This is a genomic window from Pseudomonas sp. NPDC047961 (assembly GCF_050272435.1).
Classification (GTDB): domain Bacteria; phylum Pseudomonadota; class Gammaproteobacteria; order Pseudomonadales; family Pseudomonadaceae; genus Stutzerimonas.
Map to the genome: position 1 here is coordinate 982,146 of NZ_JBNNMD010000001.1, position 25,061 is coordinate 1,007,206.

The 25,061-nt window shown below is 62.2% G+C and carries 27 protein-coding genes; 13 read left to right on the top strand and 14 right to left on the bottom strand.

The window, feature by feature from the left end; translation table 11 throughout:
* Positions 1-235: 235 nt before the first annotated feature.
* From ACQKIK_RS04675 to ACQKIK_RS04695, 5 genes are all read left to right on the top strand, one after another.
* Complete coding sequence (locus ACQKIK_RS04675; RefSeq protein ID WP_046164086.1) at positions 236-769, top strand: iron transporter; 534 nt, start codon at positions 236-238, stop codon at positions 767-769.
* Positions 770-782: 13 nt separating this feature from the next.
* Entirely contained in the window at positions 783-1,115 is a 333-nt protein-coding gene (locus ACQKIK_RS04680; protein WP_045430005.1) for a cupredoxin domain-containing protein, read from the top strand.
* A 21-nt stretch (positions 1,116-1,136) separates the two neighbouring features.
* Positions 1,137-1,994, top strand: coding sequence for an FTR1 family iron permease (locus ACQKIK_RS04685; protein ID WP_499134908.1), 858 nt, complete (start codon positions 1,137-1,139; stop codon positions 1,992-1,994).
* The gene (locus tag ACQKIK_RS04690; protein ID WP_499134909.1) at positions 1,991-3,367 is read left to right on the top strand and encodes a 4Fe-4S binding protein; all 1,377 of its coding nucleotides are present in this window, start codon (positions 1,991-1,993) and stop codon (positions 3,365-3,367) included. Before ACQKIK_RS04685 ends, ACQKIK_RS04690 begins: the two co-directional genes overlap by 4 nt.
* A gap of 351 nt (positions 3,368-3,718) precedes the next feature.
* The gene (locus ACQKIK_RS04695) at positions 3,719-4,177 is read left to right on the top strand and encodes a GNAT family N-acetyltransferase (RefSeq protein WP_463308316.1); all 459 of its coding nucleotides are present in this window, start codon (positions 3,719-3,721) and stop codon (positions 4,175-4,177) included.
* Between the two features lie 234 nt (positions 4,178-4,411).
* Here the strand turns inward: ACQKIK_RS04695 and ACQKIK_RS04700 are convergent, their stop codons facing one another.
* The 3 genes from ACQKIK_RS04700 to ACQKIK_RS04710 form a co-directional block, all read right to left on the bottom strand.
* The gene (locus tag ACQKIK_RS04700; protein WP_499134911.1) at positions 4,412-5,107 is read right to left on the bottom strand and encodes an anaerobic ribonucleoside-triphosphate reductase activating protein; all 696 of its coding nucleotides are present in this window, start codon (positions 5,105-5,107) and stop codon (positions 4,412-4,414) included.
* Positions 5,108-5,109: 2 nt separating this feature from the next.
* The gene (gene nrdD, locus ACQKIK_RS04705; protein ID WP_045430017.1) at positions 5,110-5,274 is read right to left on the bottom strand and encodes an anaerobic ribonucleoside-triphosphate reductase; all 165 of its coding nucleotides are present in this window, start codon (positions 5,272-5,274) and stop codon (positions 5,110-5,112) included.
* A gap of 91 nt (positions 5,275-5,365) precedes the next feature.
* Positions 5,366-7,372 (bottom strand): ribonucleoside triphosphate reductase, encoded by a 2,007-nt coding sequence (locus tag ACQKIK_RS04710; RefSeq protein WP_499134912.1) that lies wholly within the window; start codon positions 7,370-7,372, stop codon positions 5,366-5,368.
* 236 nt (positions 7,373-7,608) lie between these two features.
* Here ACQKIK_RS04710 and ACQKIK_RS04715 point away from each other — a divergent pair, with 236 nt between their 5' ends.
* Both ACQKIK_RS04715 and ACQKIK_RS04720 read left to right on the top strand, forming a co-directional pair.
* Positions 7,609-8,286, top strand: coding sequence for a Crp/Fnr family transcriptional regulator (locus ACQKIK_RS04715; RefSeq protein WP_045430023.1), 678 nt, complete (start codon positions 7,609-7,611; stop codon positions 8,284-8,286).
* Between the two features lie 97 nt (positions 8,287-8,383).
* Complete coding sequence (locus tag ACQKIK_RS04720; RefSeq protein WP_045430026.1) at positions 8,384-8,779, top strand: putative zinc-binding protein; 396 nt, start codon at positions 8,384-8,386, stop codon at positions 8,777-8,779.
* Between the two features lie 54 nt (positions 8,780-8,833).
* Here ACQKIK_RS04720 and ubiT read toward each other — a convergent pair whose 3' ends face one another.
* From ubiT to norR, 5 genes are all read right to left on the bottom strand, one after another.
* Positions 8,834-9,328 (bottom strand): ubiquinone anaerobic biosynthesis accessory factor UbiT, encoded by a 495-nt coding sequence (ubiT, locus tag ACQKIK_RS04725; RefSeq protein ID WP_499134913.1) that lies wholly within the window; start codon positions 9,326-9,328, stop codon positions 8,834-8,836.
* Complete coding sequence (locus ACQKIK_RS04730; RefSeq protein WP_045430032.1) at positions 9,322-10,212, bottom strand: U32 family peptidase; 891 nt, start codon at positions 10,210-10,212, stop codon at positions 9,322-9,324. The genes ubiT and ACQKIK_RS04730 overlap by 7 nt, the downstream gene beginning before the upstream one ends.
* 22 nt (positions 10,213-10,234) lie before the next feature.
* On the bottom strand, positions 10,235-11,230 hold the full coding sequence (gene ubiU / locus ACQKIK_RS04735; RefSeq protein WP_045430034.1) for a ubiquinone anaerobic biosynthesis protein UbiU: 996 nt from the start codon (positions 11,228-11,230) through the stop codon (positions 10,235-10,237).
* Positions 11,231-11,519: 289 nt separating this feature from the next.
* Positions 11,520-11,729 carry a hypothetical protein gene (locus ACQKIK_RS04740; RefSeq protein ID WP_045430036.1) on the bottom strand — a complete coding sequence of 70 codons (210 nt, stop codon included), beginning with the start codon at positions 11,727-11,729 and terminating at the stop codon, positions 11,520-11,522.
* Between the two features lie 106 nt (positions 11,730-11,835).
* Positions 11,836-13,365: a nitric oxide reductase transcriptional regulator NorR gene (norR, locus tag ACQKIK_RS04745; RefSeq protein WP_045432159.1), complete on the bottom strand. Its 1,530-nt coding sequence runs from the start codon at positions 13,363-13,365 to the stop codon at positions 11,836-11,838.
* A gap of 147 nt (positions 13,366-13,512) precedes the next feature.
* On the opposite strand from norR, the gene ytfE reads away from it, so the two are divergent.
* From ytfE to ACQKIK_RS04765, 4 genes are all read left to right on the top strand, one after another.
* Positions 13,513-14,184 (top strand): iron-sulfur cluster repair protein YtfE, encoded by a 672-nt coding sequence (ytfE, locus tag ACQKIK_RS04750; protein ID WP_499134915.1) that lies wholly within the window; start codon positions 13,513-13,515, stop codon positions 14,182-14,184.
* A gap of 55 nt (positions 14,185-14,239) precedes the next feature.
* Positions 14,240-14,749 carry a DnrO protein gene (locus ACQKIK_RS04755; protein WP_499134916.1) on the top strand — a complete coding sequence of 170 codons (510 nt, stop codon included), beginning with the start codon at positions 14,240-14,242 and terminating at the stop codon, positions 14,747-14,749.
* Between the two features lie 206 nt (positions 14,750-14,955).
* On the top strand, positions 14,956-15,639 hold the full coding sequence (locus tag ACQKIK_RS04760; protein ID WP_045430043.1) for a Crp/Fnr family transcriptional regulator: 684 nt from the start codon (positions 14,956-14,958) through the stop codon (positions 15,637-15,639).
* Positions 15,640-15,781: 142 nt separating this feature from the next.
* Positions 15,782-15,973 carry a hypothetical protein gene (locus tag ACQKIK_RS04765; RefSeq protein WP_045430046.1) on the top strand — a complete coding sequence of 64 codons (192 nt, stop codon included), beginning with the start codon at positions 15,782-15,784 and terminating at the stop codon, positions 15,971-15,973.
* A gap of 663 nt (positions 15,974-16,636) precedes the next feature.
* On the opposite strand, the gene ACQKIK_RS04770 is transcribed toward ACQKIK_RS04765, so the two are convergent.
* The 6 genes from ACQKIK_RS04770 to ACQKIK_RS04795 form a co-directional block, all read right to left on the bottom strand.
* Positions 16,637-18,481: a nitric oxide reductase activation protein NorD gene (locus ACQKIK_RS04770; RefSeq protein ID WP_241530306.1), complete on the bottom strand. Its 1,845-nt coding sequence runs from the start codon at positions 18,479-18,481 to the stop codon at positions 16,637-16,639.
* A gap of 81 nt (positions 18,482-18,562) precedes the next feature.
* A complete protein-coding gene (locus ACQKIK_RS04775) occupies positions 18,563-19,990 on the bottom strand; it encodes a cbb3-type cytochrome c oxidase subunit I (RefSeq protein WP_045430052.1) in 1,428 nt (475 codons plus the stop codon).
* Between the two features lie 3 nt (positions 19,991-19,993).
* On the bottom strand, positions 19,994-20,434 hold the full coding sequence (locus ACQKIK_RS04780; protein ID WP_045430055.1) for a c-type cytochrome: 441 nt from the start codon (positions 20,432-20,434) through the stop codon (positions 19,994-19,996).
* Positions 20,435-20,984: 550 nt separating this feature from the next.
* The gene (locus tag ACQKIK_RS04785; RefSeq protein WP_241530305.1) at positions 20,985-21,236 is read right to left on the bottom strand and encodes a cytochrome C oxidase subunit IV family protein; all 252 of its coding nucleotides are present in this window, start codon (positions 21,234-21,236) and stop codon (positions 20,985-20,987) included.
* A gap of 10 nt (positions 21,237-21,246) precedes the next feature.
* Positions 21,247-21,831, bottom strand: a complete 585-nt coding sequence (locus ACQKIK_RS04790) for a cytochrome c oxidase subunit 3 (RefSeq protein WP_046164073.1) — start codon at positions 21,829-21,831, stop codon at positions 21,247-21,249.
* Positions 21,815-22,594 carry a CbbQ/NirQ/NorQ/GpvN family protein gene (locus tag ACQKIK_RS04795; protein ID WP_241531108.1) on the bottom strand — a complete coding sequence of 260 codons (780 nt, stop codon included), beginning with the start codon at positions 22,592-22,594 and terminating at the stop codon, positions 21,815-21,817. The genes ACQKIK_RS04790 and ACQKIK_RS04795 overlap by 17 nt, the downstream gene beginning before the upstream one ends.
* Positions 22,595-22,975: 381 nt before the next feature.
* Here ACQKIK_RS04795 and ACQKIK_RS04800 point away from each other — a divergent pair, with 381 nt between their 5' ends.
* Positions 22,976-24,685, top strand: coding sequence for a nitrite reductase (locus ACQKIK_RS04800; protein ID WP_045430070.1), 1,710 nt, complete (start codon positions 22,976-22,978; stop codon positions 24,683-24,685).
* A gap of 52 nt (positions 24,686-24,737) precedes the next feature.
* Entirely contained in the window at positions 24,738-25,052 is a 315-nt protein-coding gene (locus ACQKIK_RS04805) for a c-type cytochrome (protein WP_064481536.1), read from the top strand.
* The last annotated feature ends 9 nt before the right edge of the window (positions 25,053-25,061 follow it).

The following is a 25,061-nucleotide window of genomic DNA, read 5'->3' on the forward strand; positions in this document are numbered from 1 at the left end:
CCGCAGCGATGAGAACGCTTTTGTGACAACACTCGATCAGGGTGTGACAACTCAACGCAGCAACGACTCCAAAGCCCCCCAAGACGCTGCCTGCCGCGTTATCAAACGCAGCGACACGGACGATGGAGGGTATACGTTACAAAGTATTTCATTCAAAATTGACGCGAATCATTATCGTTAAGCATCACAGGTGCGAACCTTTCTGCGTCAACCATCCCATCTCTTCGGAGGCTTCATGCGCATTCCCGCTACCCTCGCCATCGCGTCGCTGCTGCTCACTCCCCTCGCCCAAGCCAAGGAATACCCCATCGGTGAACCGCAACAATGCGGCGGTATGGAGGTTGGTGCCGTTTACTTGCAGCCGGTCGAAATGGAGCCTGCCGGCATGATGCTGGACGCCGCCAAATCTGACGTGCATCTGGAAGCCGACATCGCCGCCACCGAAGGCAACCGCAACGGTTGGCAGGAAGGCAGCTTCGTTTCCTACCTGAACATTCGTTACTCGCTGAGCAAGAAAGGCTCGGACGAAAAAATCGAAGGCGACTTTCACCCGATGGTGGCCAACGACGGCCCGCACTATGGCGATAACGTCAAACTGATGGGCCCGGGCAAGTATCAGCTGACCTTCACCGTCTCGCCGCCAGACGGCAAGCACGCGATGTTTGGCCGTCACGTTGACAAGGAAACCGGCGTCGCGCCCTGGTTCGAACAGTGCACGCTGAACTACGAGTTCACCTACGCCGGCATCGGCAAGAAAGGCGGCTACTGAGCCGGAGGTCAGCATGCAACGCATCCTGCTCCCAGCCCTCGCCCTGCTCGCGGCCGGCTTTGCCGGCGGCGCCCAGGCCGGTCTGCCGACCTATGAGCTGACCATCCGCGACGGCCATTTCGAGCCAGCAACCATCGAAGTGCCGGCTCGCCAGCGCTTCAAGATCGTCGTGATCAATGCCGGCAAGGGGCCGACCGAATTCGAGAGCACACCCCTGCGGGTGGAAAAGGTGCTCTCACCCGGTGTCACCTCGTTCGTCGTGATTCATCCGCTCAAACCCGGCCGCTACCCCTTCTTCGATGAGTTCCACATGGACCTCCCGGAAGGCGAAATCATCGCTAAGTAGTCTCTTCACAGGAGAAGCGACATGGGCCAATCAATGTTCATCGTCTGGCGTGAAAGCGTCGAGGCGTTGCTGGTCATCGGCATTCTGCACGCCTGGTTGAGCCAGCAGCCAGGCAACCGTCATGCGCTGCGCATGCTCTGGGGCGGCGTGGTTGCCGGCCTCGGTTTGGCATCGTTGCTGGGCTGGGGCATTCTCAGCGCCGGCGACTGGCTGGCCGGTCCCGCTGGCGAGTGGTTCCAGTGCGCCATGCTGCTGGCTGCCGCACTGTTGATCCTGCAGATGGTCGGCTGGATGCACCATCATGGGCGCGATCTCAAACGCAATCTGGTCGACAGCGCCGCCGCGCACCTCAGCCAGGGCAGCGGCATTGGCTTGCTGGTACTGGCGATGCTCGCTGTGGCGCGTGAGGGCAGCGAAACAGTGGTGTTCCTGTATGGCATCGGCCACCAGCAGGACGGTTCGGACCTGACCGGTTTCGTCATCGGCGGTGTGCTTGGCTTTGCACTCGCGCTGCTGAGCTACGCGGCATTGCAGGCTGGCAGCCGGCTGTTCTCCTGGAAGCGTTTCTTCAGAGTCAGCGAGGCACTGTTGCTGTTGCTCGGCGCGGCGCTGCTGATGGCTGGCCTCGACCGCTTCAGCGGCCAGCTGATGGGCATGGACGTGCCTGAAGTGCTTTACACCGTTTTCGGTGACCCTATCTGGGACACCTCGGCCCTGCTCGATGACGGCGGCACCTTGGGTAGCACCCTTGCCGGGCTGACCGGTTACCGCGCCATGCCTTCGCTGGCCGCGGTAATGGTAATGGCGCTGTACTGGCTAGCCGTCTGGGCCTGGCTGCGACCGAAGCCGGAGGCTCGTCTGGAGGCTCGCACGGCATGATCACCAACGCCTCTTGGCTGGCACGCATCGGTGACCTGCTGCGCCAGCACGCCAACACCATCCGCCTGATCCAATGGCTGGTGGTTGGCTTCTATCTGGTCCTGCTGCTGGTTCCAGCGGTGCTTTCGCTGCCGCCCTCCGAAGCGCGGATGCTGGACAACATCACGGTGTTCGCCCAGTTCCTGTTCTGGGGCTTGTGGTGGCCGTTCGTGCTGCTGTCGATGGTGCTCTTCGGCCGGCTCTGGTGCGGGGTGCTCTGCCCGGAAGGCTCGCTCAGTGAATGGATCAGCTGGCGCGGGCTGAACAAGCGCACCCCGCAGTGGATTCGCTGGAGCGGCTGGCCGACCATCGCGTTCGTGCTGACCACCGTCTATGGCCAGCTGATCAGTGTTTATGACTATGGTCGCGCCGCCGCGCTGATCCTTGGCGGCTCGACGGTGGCCGCGATGATCGTTGGCTTCCTCTATGGCCGTGGTAAGCGCGTCTGGTGCAGGCACCTGTGCCCGGTGAGCGGCGTGTTCGGCCTGCTCGCCCGGCTGGCGCCGATGCACTACAAAGTCGACGAGGAGCTGTGGCAGGCCAACCAGGGACCGAAGCTCGCCACGCCCAACTGCGCCCCGCTGATCGACATCCGCCGCATGCAAGGCAACAGCGAGTGCCACGCCTGTGGTCGCTGCAGCGGCCAGCGTGGCGCGGTCGCCCTCGCCGCCCGCTCGCCGAATCAGGAAATCCTCATTGTCGGCAACCAGCCGCAACAAGGTCATTGGGACAGCACGCTGCTGCTGTTTGGCATGATCGGGCTGGCCATGGGCGCCTTTCAGTGGACGGTCAGCCCCTGGTTTATCACCCTCAAGCAGACCGCAGCCGAGTGGCTGGTCGATCACGACATCTTTTGGCCGCTGGAGGCCAACGCGCCGTGGTGGCTGCTGACGCATTATCCGCAGAACAACGATGCGTTCACCTGGCTCGACGGTGCGGCGATTCTCACCTACATCGGCGCTAGCTCACTGCTGATCGGTGGTGCGCTGTGGCTGCTGTTGCAAGGCGCGGTGAGGCTGATGAACCGCGGCGACAGCGTGTTTCATCACCTGGCGCTGACACTGACGCCGCTGGGCGGCGCCGGACTTTTTCTCGGTCTTTCAGCCACCACCATCAAGCTGCTGCGCTACGAGGGTTTCATCCTTGCCTGGGCGCAGCCGACCCGCGCGCTGCTGCTGGTCGGTGCCGTCGGCTGGAGTCTCTACCTGGCCTGGCGCGTGATCAGCCGCCACGGCGCCAATGGGTTGCGGCGGATGGCGGCATTCGGTTGCGTGGGGCTGGCGACCGCGGTGGTTGGTTACGGCTGGTATCTGCAATTCTGGGGTTGGAGCTGATTCGTACAGTCAGAACGGTGGGCTGAAGCCCACCCTACCTGGCTGAATCACTCGTGCCGGTGGATAGGCTGCGGCGGAACCTCGTCGGCCCACTCTACTGTTAGGTATTCAACCGTAGGGTGGGCTTCAGCCCACCGCCACGTCGCTGGACCAGCGCACAGGTGACGGGTGTCGCTACAGGGCCAAGGCTGACTCTGATCTCGCGCTTCGCGAGCAAGCCCGCTCCTGCAGGAGCGCGCCAGCACCGAAATAGTCGGAGGGCGCCGACTGCCGCGAAGAGGGATCATCGACAGCGTTTGGGCGCGCAATACCTTTAGTATTCGCTGCAGGTTTTCTCAGCGAGTCGGCGTTATGTCTATCAACTGGATCTGCAAACACCACACCGAACTCAGCGCGCAGCAGCTCTACGCGATTCTGCGCCTGCGCGCTGAGGTTTTCGTGGTCGAGCAACAATGCGTGTACCTGGATGTGGACGGCCAGGACCTGCTGGGCGATACCTGCCACCTGATGGCCTGGCAAGAGGAGCAATTGGTCGCCTACCTGCGCCTGCTCGACCCCGTTCAGCAAGACGGCAACGTAGTGATCGGCCGCGTCGCTACTGCACCTTCGGCTCGCGGCCAGGGCATTGGACATAAATTGATGGTGCAGGCACTCGACCATGCCGGGGAAAAGTGGCCGGGGCGGCCGATCTACTTGTCCGCGCAGGCCCACCTGCAAGGCTATTACGGGCGCTACGGCTTCAAGCCGGTGGGCGAGGTCTATCTCGAGGATGGGATTCCGCACATTGGCATGCGCCGGGATCTCGGATAACCGCGCGGAACAGCCGCTCGGGGCAGCATCGTCTGGCCGCTGGATACCGACGCCGGCTCCTGCCAGAGCGATAGGCGTGAAGGCTGTACCTGGCCAGAAAGTTATCGGCCCTCACGGCGCCGAGAGGCCGTGGATCGTTCACGCAGACGGTGGGCTGAAGCCCACCCTACCGCTATGTACCGCCCGTAGGGTGGGCTTTAGCCCACCGCACGCCGCATCGACGGCCTTCTCCCCTTACCCTCGCAGTATGAACGACGGAAATAGCCTCCCCATCCGGTCCCAGAGTTTTTGCTGATCGTAGGGTGCACGGCTATCGGCGAGGCCGTCGTCGAGCATTTTCGCCGTGCGCACGCATTGCACGGCGAAGCGCTCGACACCGAGTTTGCGCAGTCGCTGCGCCATCTCCCACAGACGTTCGGCGTCGAACAGCTGCCAATGAACCGTGGTTCGGCATTCGTGCGCGACGCCGCTCTCCAGCAGCGCTTCCAGGCTTTTCCAGTTGGCTTCGCCGCTCCCCTCGACCCCCGTAATCAGTCGACCGTGCTCCGGCAACGCCTTGACGTCGAACCCCACCCAGTCCACCAGCGGCAGCACCTGGCGGAACAGTTTCGGTTTGATACCGGCGCTATGCAGGCCGATCTTGAAGCCTTTCTCGCGCACCTGGGCAATGGCGTCCGGCAGCGCCAGTTGCAGGGTCGGCTCGCCGCCGCTGAACACCACCGCCTCGAGCAGACCGACCCGCTGATCGAGAAAGCCCAGAATCTCCGCCCAGCTGCGCTCCTCGGCGCCACAGGTCGGGATCAGCTCAGGGTTGTGACAATAGCGGCAACGCCAGCCACAGCCCTGGCAGAACAGAACGCAGGCCAGATGATCAGGAAAGTCGAGGGTGGTCAGGGGCACCATGCCCCCGACCCGTAGCGCGGCGCCCATGACTAACGCGCCAAACCGGCGGCCTGCTCGGTGAAATGGGTGCGTTCACGGTGCTCGGATTGTTTGCCCGGGTTGAACGCCGCGACCGGACGGTGATAGCCCATCACGCGGGTCCAGACTTCGCAGCGCTGACGTTGGGCTTCGGGGAGTTGAGTGGTTTGGGTCATGTGTCGCTCCTTCAGGGTTGGGTTTTCGACCGATGCGCCAGTTGGCGCGCTGATAGATGATCGCCAGCAAGCTGGCTCCTATGGAACCAGATCAGGCGCAGCAGCTTTGCTGCTTGGCGACCAGCACCTCGTCGCACTTGGGGCAGAACTCGTGTTCACCGCTCAGGTAGCCGTGAACGGGGCAGATCGAGAACGTCGGGGTGATGGTCAGGTAAGGCAGGCGGAAGCGTCCCAGCGCGGTGCGCACCAGGTTCTTGCAGGCCTGTGTCGAGGAGATCTGCTCGGCCATGTACAGGTGCAATACGGTGCCGCCGGTGTATTTGGTCTGCAGCTCGTCCTGCAGCATCAGGGCTTCGAACGGGTCGTCGGTGAAGCCCACCGGAAGCTGCGAAGAGTTGGTGTAGTACGGCGCCTCGGCAGAGCCCGCTTGTAGTATTTCCGGGAAGCGCTTGCGGTCTTCCTTGGCGAATCGGTAAGTGGTGCCTTCGGCGGGCGTCGCTTCGAGGTTGTATAGGTGGCCGGTTTCTTCCTGAAAGCGCACCAGCACAGCTCGAACATGGTCGAGCAGGTCGACGGCCAGACGCCGGCCGGCTTCGGTGTGCAAGCCCTCGGTATCCTCGGTGTAGTTGCGCACCATCTCGTGCAGCCCGTTCACGCCAATGGTGGAGAAGTGATTGCGCAGCGTGCCCAGGTAACGCTTGGTGTAAGGATAGAGCCCGGCATCCATGTGGTGCTGGATCACCTTGCGCTTGACCTCCAGGCTCTGCATGGCCAGTTCAAGCAGCGCATCGAGATGCTCGATCAGCCCTGGCCAGTCGCCTGAATGCAGATAACCCAGGCGTGCGCAGTTGACCGTCACCACGCCGAGCGAGCCGGTCTGCTCGGCCGAACCGAACAACCCACCCCCGCGCTTGAGCAATTCGCGCACGTCCAGCTGCAAGCGGCAGCACATCGAACGCACCTGATTGGGCTGCATGTCCGAGTTGAGGAAGTTCTGGAAGTACGGCAGGCCGTAACGCGCGGTCATCTCGAACAGGCGGTCGGCGTTCTCGCTGTCCCAGGGAAAATCGTGGGTGATGTTGTAGGTCGGGATCGGGAAGGTAAACACCCGGCCCAGGCCATCGCCAGCCTGCATCACCTCGATATAGGCGCGGTTGATCAACTCCATCTCGGCCTGTAGCTCACCGTAGGCGAAAGGCATCTCTTCACCGCCGATGTAGGGAATCTGCTCACGCAGGTCTTCGGGGCAGACCCAGTCGAACGTCAGGTTGGTAAAGGGCGTCTGCGTGCCCCAGCGCGACGGCACATTGAGGTTGTAGATGAACTCTTGGATCGCCTGACGGATTTCGGCGAATCCCAGGCCGTCCTTGCGCACGAACGGCGCCAGGTAGGTATCGAAGCTGCTGAACGCCTGGGCACCGGCCCACTCGTTCTGCAAGGTGCCGAGGAAGTTGACCATCTGCCCCAGCGCGCTGGACAGGTGCTTCGGTGGTCCCGCCTCAACGCGTCCGGGTATGCCGTTAAAGCCTTCATTGAGCAAGGTGCGCAGCGACCAGCCCGCGCAATAGCCGGCGAGCATGTCCAGGTCATGGATGTGCAGATCGCCCTCGCGATGGGCGATGCCGATTTCCGGGCTGTAGACCTCGTCTAGCCAATAATTCGCAGTGACCTTGCCCGACACGTTGAGAATCAGCCCGCCCAGCGAGTAGCCCTGGTTGGCGTTGGCGCGTACCCGCCAGTCTTCGCGCGAGAGGTATTCGTTCATCGATGAAGCGACATCGACCAGTGACTTGCGATCGCGCCGCAGCCGTCCATGACGCTCGCGGTAGACGATGTAGGCGCGCGCCGTGTCGTAGTAACCAGCCTCCATCAAAACCCGCTCGACCGCATCCTGAGCCTGCTCGACCTCCACCACCCGCTGCGGCAGGCGCACCAGGACCTGAGCAGCCAGCGCCTGGGCAGTGGCTAGTTCGAACTCACCGGTGGCCAGGCCCGCGGCCTCGATTGCCGCGCCGATCTTGTCCAGTACGAACGCGACCAGCCTCCCATCCCGCTTGCGCAGCGAGACCGGTCGATTCACTTCTTCAAGCCCCAGCATCACGCCTCCATCACCATATGTAGTTACAAAAACTTCTTTAAACACTAGATGATGTGAAATGTAGGCAATTACGTCCGCAAGCGAATTGACCATCGTCAATTCACCTTGGCCGTATTTTTAAAATGGCTCTGAGGCAACCGCGGCCGACGATCTTGTCTGCGATCAAGGAAGGTGGGCGATGCGTGCTCCTACGATGCAACGTCGAACAATCCCGGACAGGTGCCGGTGGAGGAACCATGCTGACCGAAACATCCCTCGTTGCGGACCTCCGCCGACACCACCTGTTCAGCCGATTGCCCGAAGCCGCGCTACAGGAAGTGTGCGCCTCGGCCAACCTCAAGCGGCTGCCCGCCGGTGCCTCGCTGTTTCATCAAGGCGACAAGGCGGAGCGGTTCTATTTTCTGTTCAGCGGTCAGGTGAAGCTGCACCGCGTAGTCTGTGACGGCCAAGAAAAACTGGTCGAGGTCATCCGCGCTGGCGAGTCATTTGCCGAAGCCTTGCTGTTCACTGGCGCGCCGAACTATCCGGTCAGTGCCACAGCACTGAAGGCCAGCCTCCTCGCCAGCCTTAATGGCCCGCACTACCGGCGCATGCTCGAGCAACACCCGAGCATCTGCCTGGACATACTCGGCACCCTGAGCATTCGGCTGCATCAGCGTCTGAACGAAATCGACACCCTGACGCTGGCCAACGCCAGTCATCGCGTGGTGCGCTTTCTCTATCAGTCGCAAGAGGACGACAGCGGCGTGGTGACCCTCGATGTGCCCAAGCGTCTGATCGCCTCCAAGCTGGGCATTCAGCCGGAGACCTTTTCGCGCATCCTGCACCGGCTGATCGAGTCGGGAATGATCAGCGTGCAGCGCCGGCGCATCGAGATACTCGACAGCCGGGGCCTGGCCGCTTATCAGGACTGAACTGCGACGGATTGCCCCAGCTTCTTGACGATCGTCATGGGCCACCGCTGCATTGGCCCGGATACTTTCGCTGGCCCTTTCGAATCGGGAGAACCGCATGTCCGCACCCCGCCTGCCCCTCGTCTATGCCTGCTCGGGTTGCTCCAACGTGGCGCAACTGGCCAATACCCTTGCGGTGCGCCTGGATCGTGCCGGTCTGGCCGAAATGTCCTGCATTGCCGGTGTCGGCGGCCGGGTCAGCTCGCTGGTCAATAAGGCCAACTCTGGCCGAGCGATCCTGGCTATCGACGGCTGCCCGCTGCATTGCGCACGCGCCTGCCTCGCGCAGCACGGCGTAGTCGCGAACGTCCATATCACCCTCAGCAGTTACGGACTGCGCAAGCGCTACCGTGAAGATTGCTCCGAAGCCGAAGCCGATGCGCTGTTCGAGGACATGCGCAACATCATTGCCAGCGACCGCATGAAACCGCGGCACCGGCTGCACTCGGTGTAACGCCCAGCAAAGACGCCACAGAATGCGGGCTACCGCGCAGCGGCAAGTGTCAGATCAGGCGCTTACCGGCTGCGCACGGCCGGCCTGCGCCACTTCCTCGCCCGCGCCTTGCAGCACTTTCCACAGCCACGGCGGCAACAGCTCCGGGTCCAGGCTGTCGATCAGGTTCTTGATTGCCAGGCCGAGTTCGGTGTCGCCTTCGATCACCAACCGGCGACGAAAGAACAGCGTATCCGGGTCTTCCTGACGACTGGCGAGCAACAGGAACTCACGCCAGTTGCCACGGATGGTGACCTGGACCGGAGCCTGCTCGGCGATGCGCAACTTCTGCCGGTCGCAGCTCAGGCACCAGGCCAGCTTGAGGTCGACGACTTCCAGGCGCATCCAGTGGCCTTCCAAGGCCTCGAAGGCATCCTCAGCCAATGGCTCAGCGAAGAGCTGATTCAGGCTGCGCTCCAAGGCGATACGTTGCAGCGCGAATGGGGTTCGCGCGGCCAGCGGCAACAGGTGCTCGCCCAGTTTCAATAAATGTGCACAAGGGTTCAGCATAGTCCGGCCTCCTCGGCGCGCAGCATGCCAGGCTGGCCATGCCAGTAACCGTTGCAGCCGTCGACGGCGAGCGGTGGCAGGCCACCTTTGCGCACCGCATCAAATGCCTGAACGACCTCGATCATGCCCGATGCGCGCGGGCTCAGCCGCAGCAGCTCGGCACCGCTCTCGACCAGCGCCGGATAGTCCGCCAACAGATTGCTGACTGAGGCCGACAGGGTCTGGATGCCATTGATGGTGAACAGCGCCTCGCCTTCCTGGCTCAACAGCGGGATGCCTTCTGGGTAGTTCTGACAGCAGAACTGGCAATCGTCCTTCGGCCGATTTTCCGCGCGGGCGGTGAAACAACGCGCCGAGTAGGCCAGCGGAAGGTGGCCGTAGGCGAAGATCTCGATTTCCGGCACGGCGACACCGAGCTGAGACAGCTGCGCACGCGCGTCGCGGATCATCGCCCCGGAAATCTCCACGGGCGGCACCCAGCGCTGCATGCCGCTGCTCACCAGTTCGGCCAGTGCATGGCCGTTGTAGAGGTTGAGCGCCGGGCCGCCCACGAAAGGCACGCCCTTCTCGGACAGGTACTGCACCGCACCCATGTCGTTGGCCTCGACCATCAGCTCGCCGTTCTCACAGAGCCGACGCAGGCTGGACAGCTCCGAAGCCGCCTCGACCAGCGCAAGGCCGGACAGCACCAGCTGCGCTGCTGATTGCTGTTTCAGCTCACGCGCCAGGCCAAGCCAGTCGTCCAGTCCCATGTCGCGGCGTTTGGAGCAGACAGTTTCCCCGAGGTAGATTACATCGAGCGGCATGTCTGCCATGTCGGCATAGAAGTCCAGCGTCTGCTGGCGATCCCAATAGAACAGCACGGGGCCTAGGCTGAGTTTCATAACTGCTCCTTGCTGAAGAGATTCACTGCCACGCCCGGTGGTAAGCGCCGAGGGTCGTTTGCGAGCCCTCCGACAAGCCATCGAGAACTGCGCGCCAGCCTGGCTGCACGGCATAACGCTGCGGCGCCTGCAGATAGGCGTCCAGCGCCGAGCGCCAGACGCGGGTGACCTGCTCGACATAAGCAGGACTGCGCTGCCGCCCCTCGATCTTCATTGCCGTGACACCGATGTTCGCCAGCTCAGGTATCAGGTCCAGGGTATTCAGGCTGGTGGGCTCTTCCAGTGCGTGAAAGCGCTCGCCATTGACCATGAAGCGGCCCTTGCACAGCGTCGGATAGCCAGCTGACTCGCCTTCGGCGTAACGGTCGATGAGTACGTTATTCAGCCGCGAGGTCAGCCCTTCCGGCTCCTCGCTCCAGCGCACCGCCTTGGCTGGCGAGCAGACGCCGCACAAATTCGGTGATTCACCGGTGAGATAGGAAGACAGGTGGCAACGGCCCTCGGCCATGATGCACAGGCTGCCGAAGGCAAACACTTCGATCGGCACCGGACTGCTGGCGGCGACCTGCTTGACCTGCTTGAGCGACAGCACCCGCGGCAGCACCGCGCGCTTGATGTTGTAGCGTTGTTGATAGAAATCCAGCGCGGCGGCATTGGTCGCCGAGCCCTGCACCGACAGATGCAGGTTGAGCTGCGGGTGGCGTTTGGCGGCATAGCCGAGCACGCCCGGATCGGCAGCGATCAGTGCGTCCACGCCCAGGTCAGCGGCCTGGTCCACCGCACGCTGCCAACGGGACCAGCCTTGTGGCTGGGCATATGTATTGACGGCAATGTAGAGCTGGCGGCGCTTCTCGCGGATCAGCTGCAGTCCCTTGTCGAGCTGCTTCGCATCCATGTTGAGGCCGGCGAAATGGCGGGCATTGGTGTCGTCACGAAAACCGACGTAGATGGCGTCGGCACCCTGCTGAACGGCAGCCTTGAGCGCGGGCAGGCTACCTGCTGGACAGACCAAGTGCATGGCAACTCCTAGACATGCGGAATCATGCGCACCCTGCCAACGGCAACGGTGCCCGTCCGGGCCGGACGGAAAGTCGGCAGTCTAGGTAGGCCTCCGACGAGAGGCATTGATAAGCGTCAAGGGGACGAAGCTGGCAGCCAACGAAGCCAAGAGAACAAAACCAGCCGCAGAAGCAAGACCAAGCTGGGCCCTTCGGAGCCCAGGCTCGCGAGCAAGCTCGCTCCTAAAGGGCGCTGGCCTGGCAATCAGGACGGCAATCATTGCGATACCCGTCCGACTTGATGCTGCGTTATATCCCTTCGTCGCCCTGATATTCCTCAGTCGCGCGAACAACGGCGTCCCGCCAGTTTCCGGACTCCTCGGCGAGCAGACGCATCGCCTTGAGGCTCGACTCGAACGCCTGCTGATAATGCTGCGGATTGTTCTCGCTGGCTGCTCGGTCGGCGTGCGCCTGAGCCTCGCTCAGCAGCTGGTTGAACTGGTCATGGTCCAAAGCCATGGAAATCTCCTCGTCGTGATGGTGAAAGCTTAGACCGCCATCCGACAAAGACGACTCACGCCGACTGGCGGAACAGGACCGAGCTGTACCCCGTCCCAGCGAGCGCTCATTTCAGTTTCAAACGCCGCGCCAGCTTGTGCAGGTTGCTCGAGTCGACATCCAGTAATCGCGCCGCCTGCGCCCAGTTTTCACCGCAGGCCTCCAGCGCCCGGATGATTGCCTGGCGCTGGGCGCCATCGACGGTTTCGCGCAACGAGACGATCTCAGCCTCCGTCGCCAGGGGTTCGACCTCAGCAGCCGGAGCGAAGACGCCGACGTGTTCGCTGTCCAGATCCAGCAGCTCCGGCTCGAGCGTGAGGATTTCGCTGCGCGAGGCGCCACGGCTAAGCAACCGCAGCGCCGCTCGGCTGATCACATGCTCAAGCTCGCGGACGTTGCCCGGCCAGGCGTAGCCGAGCAATGCCCGCTCGGCGGCCGGCGACAGCCGCATGCTGCGCAAGCCCAGCCGGGCGCGGTTCAGCTCGAGAAAGTAGCCGGCCAGAATCAGGACATCGTTGCCACGCTCGCGTAAGGGCGGGATCGGCGCCGGATAGACCGAAAGTCGGTGATAGAGATCTGCGCGGAAATGTCCGTCTCGCACGCTTTCGCGCAGGTTGCGGTTGGTCGCCGCGATGATGCGTACGTCCACCTGACGCGGCTTGTCGGCCCCGAGGCGCTGGATCTCCCCGTTCTGCAAGGTGCGCAGCAGCTTGGCCTGCACCACCAGCGGCAGCTCGCCCACCTCGTCCAATAGCAGCGTGCCGCCATTGGCCGCATCGAAACGTCCGGGACGATCCGTGGTAGCGCCCGAAAACGCACCCTTGACGTGCCCGAACAGCTCGCTCTCGGCCAGCGATTCGGGCAACGCGGCGCAATTGACCAGCACCAGCGGCTTGTTGCGGCGCCGCGAATGTCGATGCAGCCAGCGCGCGAACAGCTCCTTGCCCACGCCGGTTTCGCCCAGCAGCAGCACTGGCAGTTCCGAATCGGCAACCACTTCCAGCTCACGCAACAACTCGCGGATCACAACGCTTTGCCCAAGAATTTCGCCGTCGCCCGGCACCGGGGTGGTTTCCAGCACGTCGCTACGGGCCAGCCGCAGGCCGCGATTTTCGTGTTCCAACCGGGTGATGCGGATGGCGGCCTCGATCACCAGCGTGTAACGCTGCAGATCACGCCGCGCCTCGTCATCGAAGGTGCCGGCATGCAGCGCATCGAGGGTCAGCGCGCCCCATAGCTTGCCCTCCACGAACAGGCTCACGCCCATGCAATCGTGCACCGGCAGGGGCTCGCCGACGTGCGCATCGAGCAGCCCATCGTAGGGGTCGGACAAACGGCTGTCGGGCTCGAACCAGGTGGGTTCACGCTGCGAGAGGATGGCGGCCAGCCGCGGATGCTGAGCCACCACGAAGCGTCGGCCGAGGGCCTCCTGCACCAGCCCCACCGCAGCCAGCGGGCGCAGGGTGTCCTCGTCGAGACGTAGCAGCACCACCGCACCACAGCGAAACCGCTGATGCAGCGTGTGCACCAGACGTTGCAGGCGAACCGCATTGGGCAGTTCGGTGACAAGGTCAGCCAGCAGTGCTTCTTCCATCATGGTGATTACTACCCCTATGGTTTTTTAAACCCTATACCGCCCAGGTACATTTCACCACCATTAATATTTATATCTTATAAATCAATAACTTGATGATGGCATAGCGCTTGCGTTGTTCTGAGTACTTCCACCCTTGGAAACGCCACCATGACGACTGCGCTTACCGAGCAAACCCTGGGCAGCCTGGCTTGCCTGATCCCTGGCGCCACCCGCGTGTTTCGCCATTACAAGCTGGACTTCTGTTGCGGTGGCGACACCCCGCTGCGCGACGCTGCCCTGCAGCGCAACCTTGACGCCCAGGTGATCGCGGACGAGTTGGCTGCTTTGGGAAGCGAGTCTACGACTGAGCCTGACTGGCGCAATGTGCCGGCCGGATCGCTGATCGACTACCTGCTCGAACGCTTTCACGAACGTCATCGTGAGCAGTTCCCAGAGCTGATCCGCTTGGCCACCCGTGTCGAGCAGGTGCATGGCAACAAGGCGGACTGCCCGACCGGGCTCGCCGAACATCTGTGGTGCATGCAGCAGGAACTGGAAAGCCACATGCTCAAGGAGGAGCAGATCCTCTTTCCGATGCTGCGCCGCGACATGCAATTGCCGCAGACCCAAGGTCCGATCGCAGTGATGCGCTACGAGCATGACCAGCACGGCGCCGCGCTTCAGCGCCTGGCCGAACTCACCGATGACATCACCCCACCGGCAAACGCCTGCAATACCTGGCGCGCGCTGTATCGCGGGCTCGAAGAGCTGCGCGGTGACCTCATGCAGCACATTCATCTGGAGAACAACATCCTGTTCGCCCAGGCGTCTGCGCACTGAGGCGACAACAACGCTACGGGCCAGACGGCCCGCCCCTGCAGTACCGGAGGTGCATATGAAAGCAGTCATCCAACCCTTGGCGTGGGGCCTTGCAATGGCGTCGATGCTGGCGCTGGCCAGTGGCGTGGCGCTCGACGTGGTAGTCGATACCGCGCAGGCAACGGTTACTCACGACGGGCACGGCGCGCACGCTGCGTCACCCGCTGGCGGCGAGCAGCAGTGGGCAACCGATGCCGCCCTGCGTGAAGGCATGACGCGCCTCCGCCAGGCCGCCGAGGCCGCGCTGCCAGACGATCCGGCGCAACCGATCAGCGAGCGCCAGGCCTTGGCATTGCAGAAGGAGGTCGAGGACAGCGTCTCCTACCTGATCGCCAACTGCGAATTGTCCGCACAGGCCGACGCGGCGTTGCACGGGTTACTCGCCGACCTCCTCGGCGGTGCCAAGGCACTGGCCGTACCCGCCGAGCGAGCCGACGGCGCCCAACGGATCCACGTCGCGCTTGAGCGCTATCCAAGCCTGTTCGCCCCGCCGCACTGGCACGAAGCCGTCATATCGGGTCAGTGAAACCAGATGCGCAAGAGGATCCTGTCTCAGCCTTCGTGCTAATCCGGCCTGCATCAATACTTGTGCCATGGCATCTAGGCTAGGCTCTGTAACTCTCTTCATTGCGCTCTGCCCCTGCCTTGGTCAGCCAGTTTGAGCGCAGCTATCGTTCCGCTCCGTCAACCTTGATTGCGGACGGCTAATTATTAGAAATAAGGATGCCTTGCATGGTGCTTCATCGCGTACATAACCAGATTCTTCGCAGCCACCACCTGTTCGAACCCCTGAACGACGAACAGATGGACGAGCTGATGAGCGCAAGCCAGCTGCTCAACCTGGACAAAGGCGACAACCTCTTTCACCAGGGCGAACCGGCGCACTCGTTCTATTTCGTGATTTCTGGCGCAGTGAAGATCTACCGCCTGACCCCGGACGGGCAGGAAAAAGTCTTCGAGGTGATCGGCAATCGCCAGACCTTTGCCGAAGCGATGATGCTGATGGACACGCCCAACTACGTCGCCTCCGCCCAGGCCGTGTGCCCGACGCAGGTCTACCGCTTCTCCAACACGGCATACATGCGTCTGCTGGAGGCGAACCAAAAGCTCTCCTTTGCCCTGCTCGGCAAACTGAGCGTGCGCTTGCACCAACGCATCAATGAAATCGAGACCCTCTCGTTGAAGAACGCCACTCACCGCGTGGTGCGCTATTTGATGACGCAGCTGGCGCGTCTGAAGGATGAAGGCAACAGCTTCGAGCTGCCGATGGCCAAGCAGCTCATTGCGGGCCACCTGTCGATCCAGCCGGAGACCTTTTCACGGATCATCAGGCGCTTGATCGACGAGCAAATCATCACTCAGGAAGGTCGGCAAATCACCATCCTTGATCGCCAACGCCTCGAATCCTTCGAGTGACAGGCCAGCGGATCAACAATCCTTGAAGCCCCTCGCAGCTAACCGTGCGGCAGCGACAAGCTTTCGCAACGGGTTGATGCCCGTCAATCTCGAACAGCGGCCGTACATGGCAATCTGGAACTGACCTAGAGAGGACGCGGCCATGCCCAGATGCCTGTACTGCCAGCAACCCAACCCGCCGCAGGAAGCCGAGTGCAGCAACTGCGGCATGCCCCTCCCCGCCCTGGCTGATACCGCCGGGGAACGACGGCAAAGTAGATTTTTCTGGTTTTGCATCGGCCTTGCCATCTTCTGCGCAGTGATGATCGTCTGGCTGCCGCGCAACCTGTTCTAGACGGGTCGTAGGGTGGATCACGCTTCACCGATCCACCGGGTGACGATTCACCGGGTGGCGATCCACTGAGCGGTATGGTGGTGGATGTGAAAAGCGACATCTGCCCTACGAATCACCCTCGCCCTGAGGCAACTTCGGGAGAATGGATAGCGGCATCAAGCTTGGCGGGCAACAGCCGCCCGATAGATGCCTTGGTGGGCTGAAGCCCACCCTACGATACCGCCGGTGTGCTCCGACCAGCATTGCTGGGCCATCCAGCAGAGTGGGCTTCCGTCCATCAAAGCAACGTCCTTCCCAAACTGGCAAGCCTGAATACGGCGCGCCATGAAGACCGTAGGGTGGACTTCAGCCCACCGATGAATACGCCAGAATCAAGCGAAGCAACTGCGCTAAAAAACATAGCCTCGGAACACTGCGTCAATGTCGCGGCATGAACGGGCCATGTCCGCAGGTGAATGGCGAGGCATCAAGCGGTGCAAAGGCTGGTGGGCTGAAACGGAACGCCGCCCGTCCCACACTCCCGTCGCCACGCAATCTGCCCTGGCGGTTCGTAGGGTGGATCACGCATCACCGATCCACGGGGTGGCCATCCACCGGGTGGCGATCCACCGGGTGGCGGTCCACCGAACCGGGTAACGGTGGATGTAAAAAGCGACATCCACCCTACGGCTGGGTCAGCTGCTTGTACAACTGCGGCAGGCGGAACGGCAGTTGTTGTGGCTCCTTGATCAAGGTGAAGCCGTTGGCGCCGAACATGTAGGGCAGGTAATCGCCCGCCTCCTGGTCGATGGTGATGCAGAACGGCAACAACCCCTGACGCCGTGCTTCCATGACTGCCTGGCGGGTGTCTTCGACGCCGTAACGGCCCTCGTAAAGGTCCAGGTCATTGGGCTTGCCGTCTGTGACCAGCAGCAACAGCTTGCGTCGCTGCTTGCACTTGCCCAGTAGTTCGGTCGCCTGGCGAATGGCAGCGCCCATGCGGGTGTAATAACCGGGCTTCAGCGCCTGGATCCGACCACGGGTGTCGTCGCCATAGCGCTGCTTGAAGCTCTTGAGCTCCTGCATGCGGACCTGCTGCCGACGCAGCGAGGAAAAGCCATACAGCGCGAAATCGTCGCCGACCGCCGACAGTGCTTCGCCGAACAGCAGCAGGCTGTCGGTGATCACGTCGATCACCTTGTGCTCGTCGTCCAGGTGCGCGTCGGTGGACATGGACAGGTCGGCCAGCAGCAGGCACGCCAGGTCGCGGCGATTCTGCCGCTGCTCCATGAATAGCCCGCGCTCGGCGCACTGGCCGTGCTGGCGCTCGACGTGAAAGTCGAGCCAGGCCTGCATGTCCAACTCCGAACCCTGCGGCTGCCCGCGCAGCCATTGACGATCATTACGCAGGTGTTCGAACTGCCGACGCAGTTTGCGCGCCAGCGGGCTAAGTCTCAGCGGCAGCCCCATGGGCTCGGAGCCCCGGGGCAACATCATCTGCAGGCTGACGAAATCGGCCTGCATGCGCTGCTTGCGATAGTCCCATTCCGGTAGCTTGATGCCTTCGCCCAGCGGAATGTCATCCACGTCCGCAGGCGGCAGGTCCAGGTGCAGCTTGAGGCCGCCGCCCTTGCGCATCCGCTGACGCGACATGGCGATTTCATCGAGGTCTTCGGCGACGCGCGAGGCGTCTTCGTTTTCGCTGTCATCGCCCTGGCGATCCAGCTCGACATGCTCGGACCAGCTGAACAGATTTTCCAGGCGGAACAGCATCAGGCCGCCCTTGCTGGTGCTGTCCTCGACACGCTTGGCACGCTTGCGCATGCCCTTCTGCTCGGTCGGCGGCGCCTGCAGGTTGTTGTCCTGATCTTCTTCGGCGAGTTCGGTGGCCTGCGGCACGCCGAGATTTTCCGCGGGGTACAGCCACATGGGCAGCGGCCAGGGGGCCACTTCGCTGCGCGGGAATTGCTGAACGCTGCCCGGCTCACGCAGGGCCTGGCAGATAGCCCGTTCCAGCGCACCCTCGGCGCGGGGCAGCGTGTCCGGATCTGGCCGGAGCTGCAGATGCGCTTCGACGAGTCGCTCGTAGCGTGGCTGCATCGCCGGGAAACGCTCGAGGATGGCTTGAGTCCAGCGCTGGTTGTCACGCGCCCAGTGGCGCATCTCGCCCGCCTGCGCCGCGAGCAGCGCCAGCCAGCGATACAAATCCTGATTGAGTGAAACTTCGGGGTATACCGCGAGATTCTGCGGCAGGCGCAGGTTGTTCGCATCGCACCAGGCCACCGGCAATTGCTTGCAGGTGCCAGCGACTTGTTGAAGCAGGTTGCGGCGCAGCATCAGATCGCGCGCGTTGGCCGCCTCGACACCGATACCACTGGCACCGCCCATGGCACGAAACAGCACCGACAGACTGCGCTGCATGCTTTCCAGCGAGACGTTGGCGTCGGGGAAGTCCGGGCTGGCGCGGCGGGTGATGAAGCGGTGCCAGACACTGCCGACCCACTCTTCAACTTCGATGGTAAAGGCCATGGCGATTGATCCTTAGCGCGGTATGAAAACAACGACGGCCCGCTGGGTCAGCCGGGCCGTCGATTACATCGGTGTCTTGCCTCAGGCCGCAACGACGGCCGCAGGTACATCCGCGGTGGCCCGCCCACGCTGCCTGAAGCTGCAGAGGTAGAGCACCAGCCCGATGAGGAAGAACACCCCAGCGACCAGCCGCAACCAGAAGAACACAGCCAGTTGGTCAGCAGTATTCATGAAGGACATCGCTGCCCCGTCAGCCGGAATCCGCTGCAACCAGACCTGCACCACGCCAGCGGCGGTGAGGAACAGGGTGATCGCGACCATCGACAGCGTCATCAACCAGAAGCCCCAGATCTCGATGCGCTGAGCCCGTGCATCCGGCGCCTCACCCAGGCCACGCAGACGCGGCATGGCGTAGCTGATCATGGTCATCACGATCATGGCGTAGGCACCGTAGAACGCCAGGTGGCCATGCGCTGCAGTCAACTGCGAACCGTGGGTGTAGTAGTTCACCGGAGCCAGGGTATGGAGGAAGCCCCACACGCCAGCACCCAGGAACGCAGTCACGGTAGTGCCGATGGCCCAGAGCGATGCGGCCTTGTTCGGGTGCTGACGGCGACGACGGTTCACCATGTTCAGCGAGAACAGCACCATGGCGAAGAACGGCAGCGGTTCCAGGGCAGAGAAGATCGAACCCAGCCACAACCAGACCTCAGGTGCACCAATCCAGAAGAAGTGGTGACCGGTACCGATGATGCCGGTGATCAGCGCCATGGCGATGATCACGTAGAGCCACTTCTCGATCACTTCACGGTCGACACCGGTGATCTTGATCAGGACGAAGGCCAGCATCGAACCCATGATCAGTTCCCACACGCCTTCAACCCACAGGTGCACCACGAACCACCAGTAGTACTTGTCGCGCGCCAGGTTTTCCGGGTTGTAGAAGGAGAACAGGAAGAACACTGCAAGCCCGATCAGGCCGGTCATCATGACCATGCTGATGGCGGTCTTGCGGCCCTTGAGCAGGGTCATCCCGACGTTGTAAAGGAAGCCCAGAGCGACCACGACAATACCGATCTTGGTGATCGTCGGTTGCTCGAGGAACTCCCGGCCCATGGTCGGCAGCAGTTCGTTGTGCGTCAGCTCGGCAAGACCGGCGTAGGGCACGAACAGGTAACCGAGAATGGTCAGCACGCCGGCTGCTGCGAACACCCAGAACAGGATGATCGCCAGTTTCGGGCTGTGCAGTTCGCGGTCGGCTTCCTCAGGGATGAGGTAGTAGGCCGCGCCCATGAAGCCGAACAACAGCCAGACGATGAGCAGGTTGGTGTGAACCATGCGTGCCACGTTGAAGGGCAGCAGTGGAAACAGGAAGTCACCGACGACGTACTGCAGGCCCATGATCAGACCGAACAGGATCTGCCCGACGAAGAGCATCAGCGCAAATACGAAGTAGGGTTTAGCGACGGCCTGCGATTGGAACTTGAGATGCGGATTCATAACGCTCATCTCTCAGCCCTCCTTGTTTGGCGGCCAGTTATTGGTATCGATCTTCGATGTCCACTTGAGGAATTCGGCCATATCGTCGACTTCCTGCTCGCTCAGGTTGAACTGAGGCATCGATCTGCGTCCGGGTACGCCCAGCGGCTGAGCCTTCATCCAGGCCTGCAGGAAGGGCTTGAAGGCCGCATCCTCACCGCGTCGAACGAAGACGTTGCCCAGTTCCGGCGCAAAGTAGGCACCTTCACCAAGCAGGCTGTGGCAGCCGATGCAGTTGTTGTTTTCCCAGACCGCTTTGCCTCGCACCACTGCTTCGGTCAGTTCCGACTCATTGGATCGCTCTGGAAAGGTCTGCTCTGTGTGATAGGTCAGGCCCAGAAATACCAGGAAGAAGAACACGCTTCCCCCGAAGTAGATGTTTCTGGCCATTCCCTTGGTAAAGGTCTCGGACATGGTCGCCTCCTCATGTTGGCGTGGCCAGTTTAAGAAGGGAGCTATCGAAACCTGCTTGATAGCAATCAAGAAAAACCTGAACACGGTACTGGGTCTTTCCCTACCCATGCGAGAGCCGGTTTTGCAGGCGCAAGCGACGCGGCAAAGCCGTATAGGGTGGGCTTCAGGAGCAAGCGGTGGGCTGAAGCCCACCCTACGGTTCTATGGACGCAGGGCACCAGGAAGCGGCCATAGGCGCGCGCAGGTGGGTCGGTTGCGGCCCCGAAATACAAAGCGATCGCCAGCAAGCTGGCTCCTACGAAGAACGGAGCAAGGCCGCGCAAGGCTCGTCCACAGGTTCAGCCGCAACTGCGCGTATGCAAAGCCCGCCGGCCTGGCTACAAATTGTCGGCGCACGGCTGTCCGGTGTAGGAGCCAGCTTGCTGGCGATCCGGGCACGCTAGCGACTCCATCAACACAAAGAGAATCCCCACCACGCAATCCTTGGGCGCGGTCGGGGGCGCCTAGCCTTGTCCGCGAAGCCCGCTTGCTGGCGATCGCAGTTCGTCACCTACACCATCATTGCGAACAGGATCCCGCACGCCATCGCCAGGGGCCAGCCGAACAACAGCAGGCGCCACATGACCGGCGCATGGCGAAGCTCCATGAAGCCTTCGGTGATCACCCAGGCCTTGATCAGCGCGACGGCCAGCACGGCGCCGGCAAACAGTAGCGTCGAGCCGGCGTTGCCGAGCAGTACGGTGGCCGTAGACAGGACGGCCAGCGCCAGCCAACACCCGATCAGCACCTTTGAAGCGGACATCACGGTCTCCTCAGTTGATGACGTAGACCAGCGGGAACAGCAGCACCCAGACCATATCGACCATGTGCCAATAGAGCACCCCGGATTCCAGACCCGCGCAGTCCGCCGCCGTATAAAGGCCGCGCTGGCAACGCATGGCCATCCAGCCGAGGATCACCATCCCCAGCAGCACATGGAGAAAGTGAAAGCCGGTAAGAATCCAGTACAGGGTGAAGAAGGTGTTGTGCTCGAGCCCCAGCCCCATCGATGACAGATGGCCGTACTCGTTGAGCTTGAGCACGACGTAAACGCAGGAGGTCGCCAACGCAGCGACCAGCAGTAGCGCCCCTCGCCCAGGCCGTGCTGCGCGCACCTGCTCCACGGCCAGCGCCGCGAACAGGCCGGACGTCAGCAGGCTGAGGGTCAGTGCGAGCCCCATGGAGCTGTCCAGCGCTGCGCGGCTCTGGCTGAACAGCTCTGGGTTAAGCACCTGGGTCACGGCGAAGGCCAGAATCAGGATGGCGAAGACGGTCAACTCGGCGAGGATAAAGAACCACATCGCCAGATCGCCCGGCAGGCGCCGGGAGAGGCTGGTGCGGTCAACCGAAATGGACATCGACCACATCCATCAGCGCCGCGACGGTTTGCGGATCGTCCGACAGCGGCTCGGCCAGGCAAGCCATGCAGGCCTCCCGCGGGCTCATGCCGGAGCGAATCATCCGCGCGGTGAAAATCAGCAGGCGGGTCGAGGCGACTTCTTCCAGGTCATGCTGTTCGAGCCGGCGCAGGGCCTGCCCCAGCTTGACCACCTGCGCCGCCAGTTCGGCATCCACCTGTGCCTCGTTGGCGACGATGCGCTGCTCCTCGGCCGCTGGCGGATAGTCGAAACGCATGGCGACGAAACGCTGCCGGGTGCTCGGCTTCATACCCTTGAGCAGGTTCTGGTAACCCGGGTTGTAGCTCACCACCAGCATGAAGCCCGGTGGTGCTTTCAAGGCTTCGCCGGTGCGCTCGATGAACAGCTCGCGCCGATCGTCCGCCAGCGGATGCAGCACCACGGCGGTGTCCTGCCGCGCTTCGACCACCTCGTCCAGGTAGCAGATGCCACCTTCGCGCACGGCGCGGGTCAGCGGACCGTCCTGCCACCAGGTGCCCTGGGCACCGATCAGATGACGGCCAACCAGGTCCGCGGCGGAGAGGTCGTCATGGCAGGCCACGGTATACAGCGGCAGGTTCAGCCGGTGCGCCATGTGCTGGACGAAGCGGGTCTTGCCGCAGCCGGTTGGGCCCTTGATCAGCACCGGCATGCCATGCTTCCAGGCCTGCTCGAAGAGCACCTCTTCGTTGCCCAGCGACTGGTAGAACGGAGCACCGCTCATGCCGACAAGGTTCTCGGGCGCGTTCATTGGCAATACCTCACTGCAGCGGTTGGATTTGACTAGCACCACGCTAATCGTCACCCCGCCGCCCCTCAAGCCGTCCGCTAGCGAAGCTTGATTACGGTCAAGCCCGACTCGAAATGAGCCGATGCGCGTGCGTAACCATCGGCTTTTGACGTGCGCTTTTTCCCTTTTCCCGCCTGATTTATCCGTCCCCGCGACACGACGTCACGCCTGGCGTATCCCGGATCGACTCTTGATTGGCATCAAGCGCTTTCGCACAGAGGCGGCCATAGGATGCAAGCGCATACAGCAAGACACGGGAACTGCCACATCGCCGTCACTAGCAGGAACCGCACGAAGCGGTCAGAGGAGATCACTATGAGCAAACCCATACTGGCGGGCTTCATCGCCGGCTTTTCAATGCTCGGACTGGCAGTTGCCCAGGCCGCGATGAATCCAGAAAACGCCGATGCCGCTTACAAGGGCCAAGCCTCCGCTATCGATCCGGCCAGCGCCCAGGTGGTCCATTCGCCCGGTGCACCTGACCTGAACGCCGCCGAATTCGAGCAGGCCAAAGAGATCTATTTCCAGCGCTGCGCCGGCTGCCACGGTGTGCTGCGCAAGGGTGCAACCGGCAAGGCACTGACGCCGGACATTACCCAGGAACGCGGGCAGGCCTATCTCGAGGCGCTGATCACTTACGGCTCGCCCGCCGGCATGCCCAACTGGGGCACCTCTAACGCGCTGAGCAAAGACGAAATCACGCTGATGGCCAAGTACATTCAGCACACCCCGCCAACCCCGCCCGAGTGGGGGATGGCCGAGATGAAGAACTCCTGGAAGGTGCTGGTCAAACCCGAAGACCGACCAAAGAAGCAAATGAACAAGCTGGATCTGCCCAACCTGTTCTCCGTCACCCTGCGTGACGACGGCAAGATCGCGCTGATTGATGGCAAGAGCAAAGAAATCATCAAAACCATCGACACCGGCTACGCGGTGCACATCTCACGCATGTCCGCCTCCGGCCGTTATCTGTTGGTGATCGGTCGCGACGCCAAGATCGACATGATCGACCTCTGGGCCAAAGAACCGCTGAAGGTCGCCGAGATCAAGGTCGGCATCGAAGCCCGCTCGGTCGAAACCTCCAAGTTCAAGGGCTACGAGGACAAGTACGTGATTGCTGGCGACTACTGGCCGCCGCAATACACCATCATGGATGGCGAAACCCTGGAGCCGCTGCAGATCGTCTCGACTCGGGGCATGACCGTGGGCACTCAGGAATACCATCCGGAGCCACGCGTGGCGGCGATCATCGCCTCCCACGAACACCCGGAGTTCATCGTCAACGTCAAGGAAACCGGCAAGGTGCTGCTGGTCAACTACGAGGACATCGACAACCTGACCACCACCATGATCGGCACCGCGCCGTTCCTGCATGACGGCGGTTGGGACGTCAGCCATCGCTACTTCATGACGGCAGCGAACAATTCGAACAAGGTTGCAGTGATCGACTCGAAAGAGCGCAAGATGGCTGCGTTGGTCGATGTGGGCAAAATCCCGCATCCGGGTCGCGGCGCCAACTTCGTGCATCCAAAGTTCGGTCCGGTCTGGGCGACCAGCCACCTGGGCGACGAGACCATTTCGCTGATCGGCACCGATCCGGACAAGCATCCCGATCAGGCCTGGAAAGTGGTCGAAACCCTCAAGGGACAGGGTGGCGGCTCGCTGTTCATCAAGACCCATCCGAAGTCCAACCACATCTACCTGGACACCACCTTCAACCCGGACGCCAAGATCAGCCAATCGGCAGCGGTGTTTAACATCGACGATCTGGGCGCAGGCTTTACCGTGTTGCCAATCGCCGAATGGGCCGGAGTGACAGACGGTGCCAAGCGCGTCGTGCAACCGGAGTACAACGAAGCGGGCGACGAGGTCTGGTTCTCCGTCTGGAGTGGCCAGGACGAGCAATCGGCTATCGTCGTGGTCGATGACAAGACGTTAAAGCTGAAAAAGGTGATCAAGGACAAAAGGTTGATTACCCCAACCGGTAAATTTAACGTCCATAACACTCAGCACGACGTGTACTGAGTAAAACCGGGGGGGACGCCAAGATCCCCCCCTAGCCTTGAGGAAGTAACTGATGAAAAAAGTTCTCATCCCACTGCTCGCCCTCGGCGGCGCGATGGTCCTGCAGCCTGCCGTGGCTCAGGACGGTGAAGCGCTGTTCAAGAGCAAGCCCTGCGCGGCCTGCCACAGCATCGACGCCAAGATGGTCGGCCCGGCCCTGAAGGAAGTCGCCGCCAAGTACGCCGGCCAGGAAGGCGCTGCCGATCTGCTCGCCGGGCGCATCAAGAACGGCACCCAGGGTAACTGGGGTCCGATCCCGATGCCGCCAAACCCAGTCACCGAAGAAGAAGCCAAAACCCTCGCCGAGTGGGTTCTGAGCCTCAAGTAACAGCCAAGG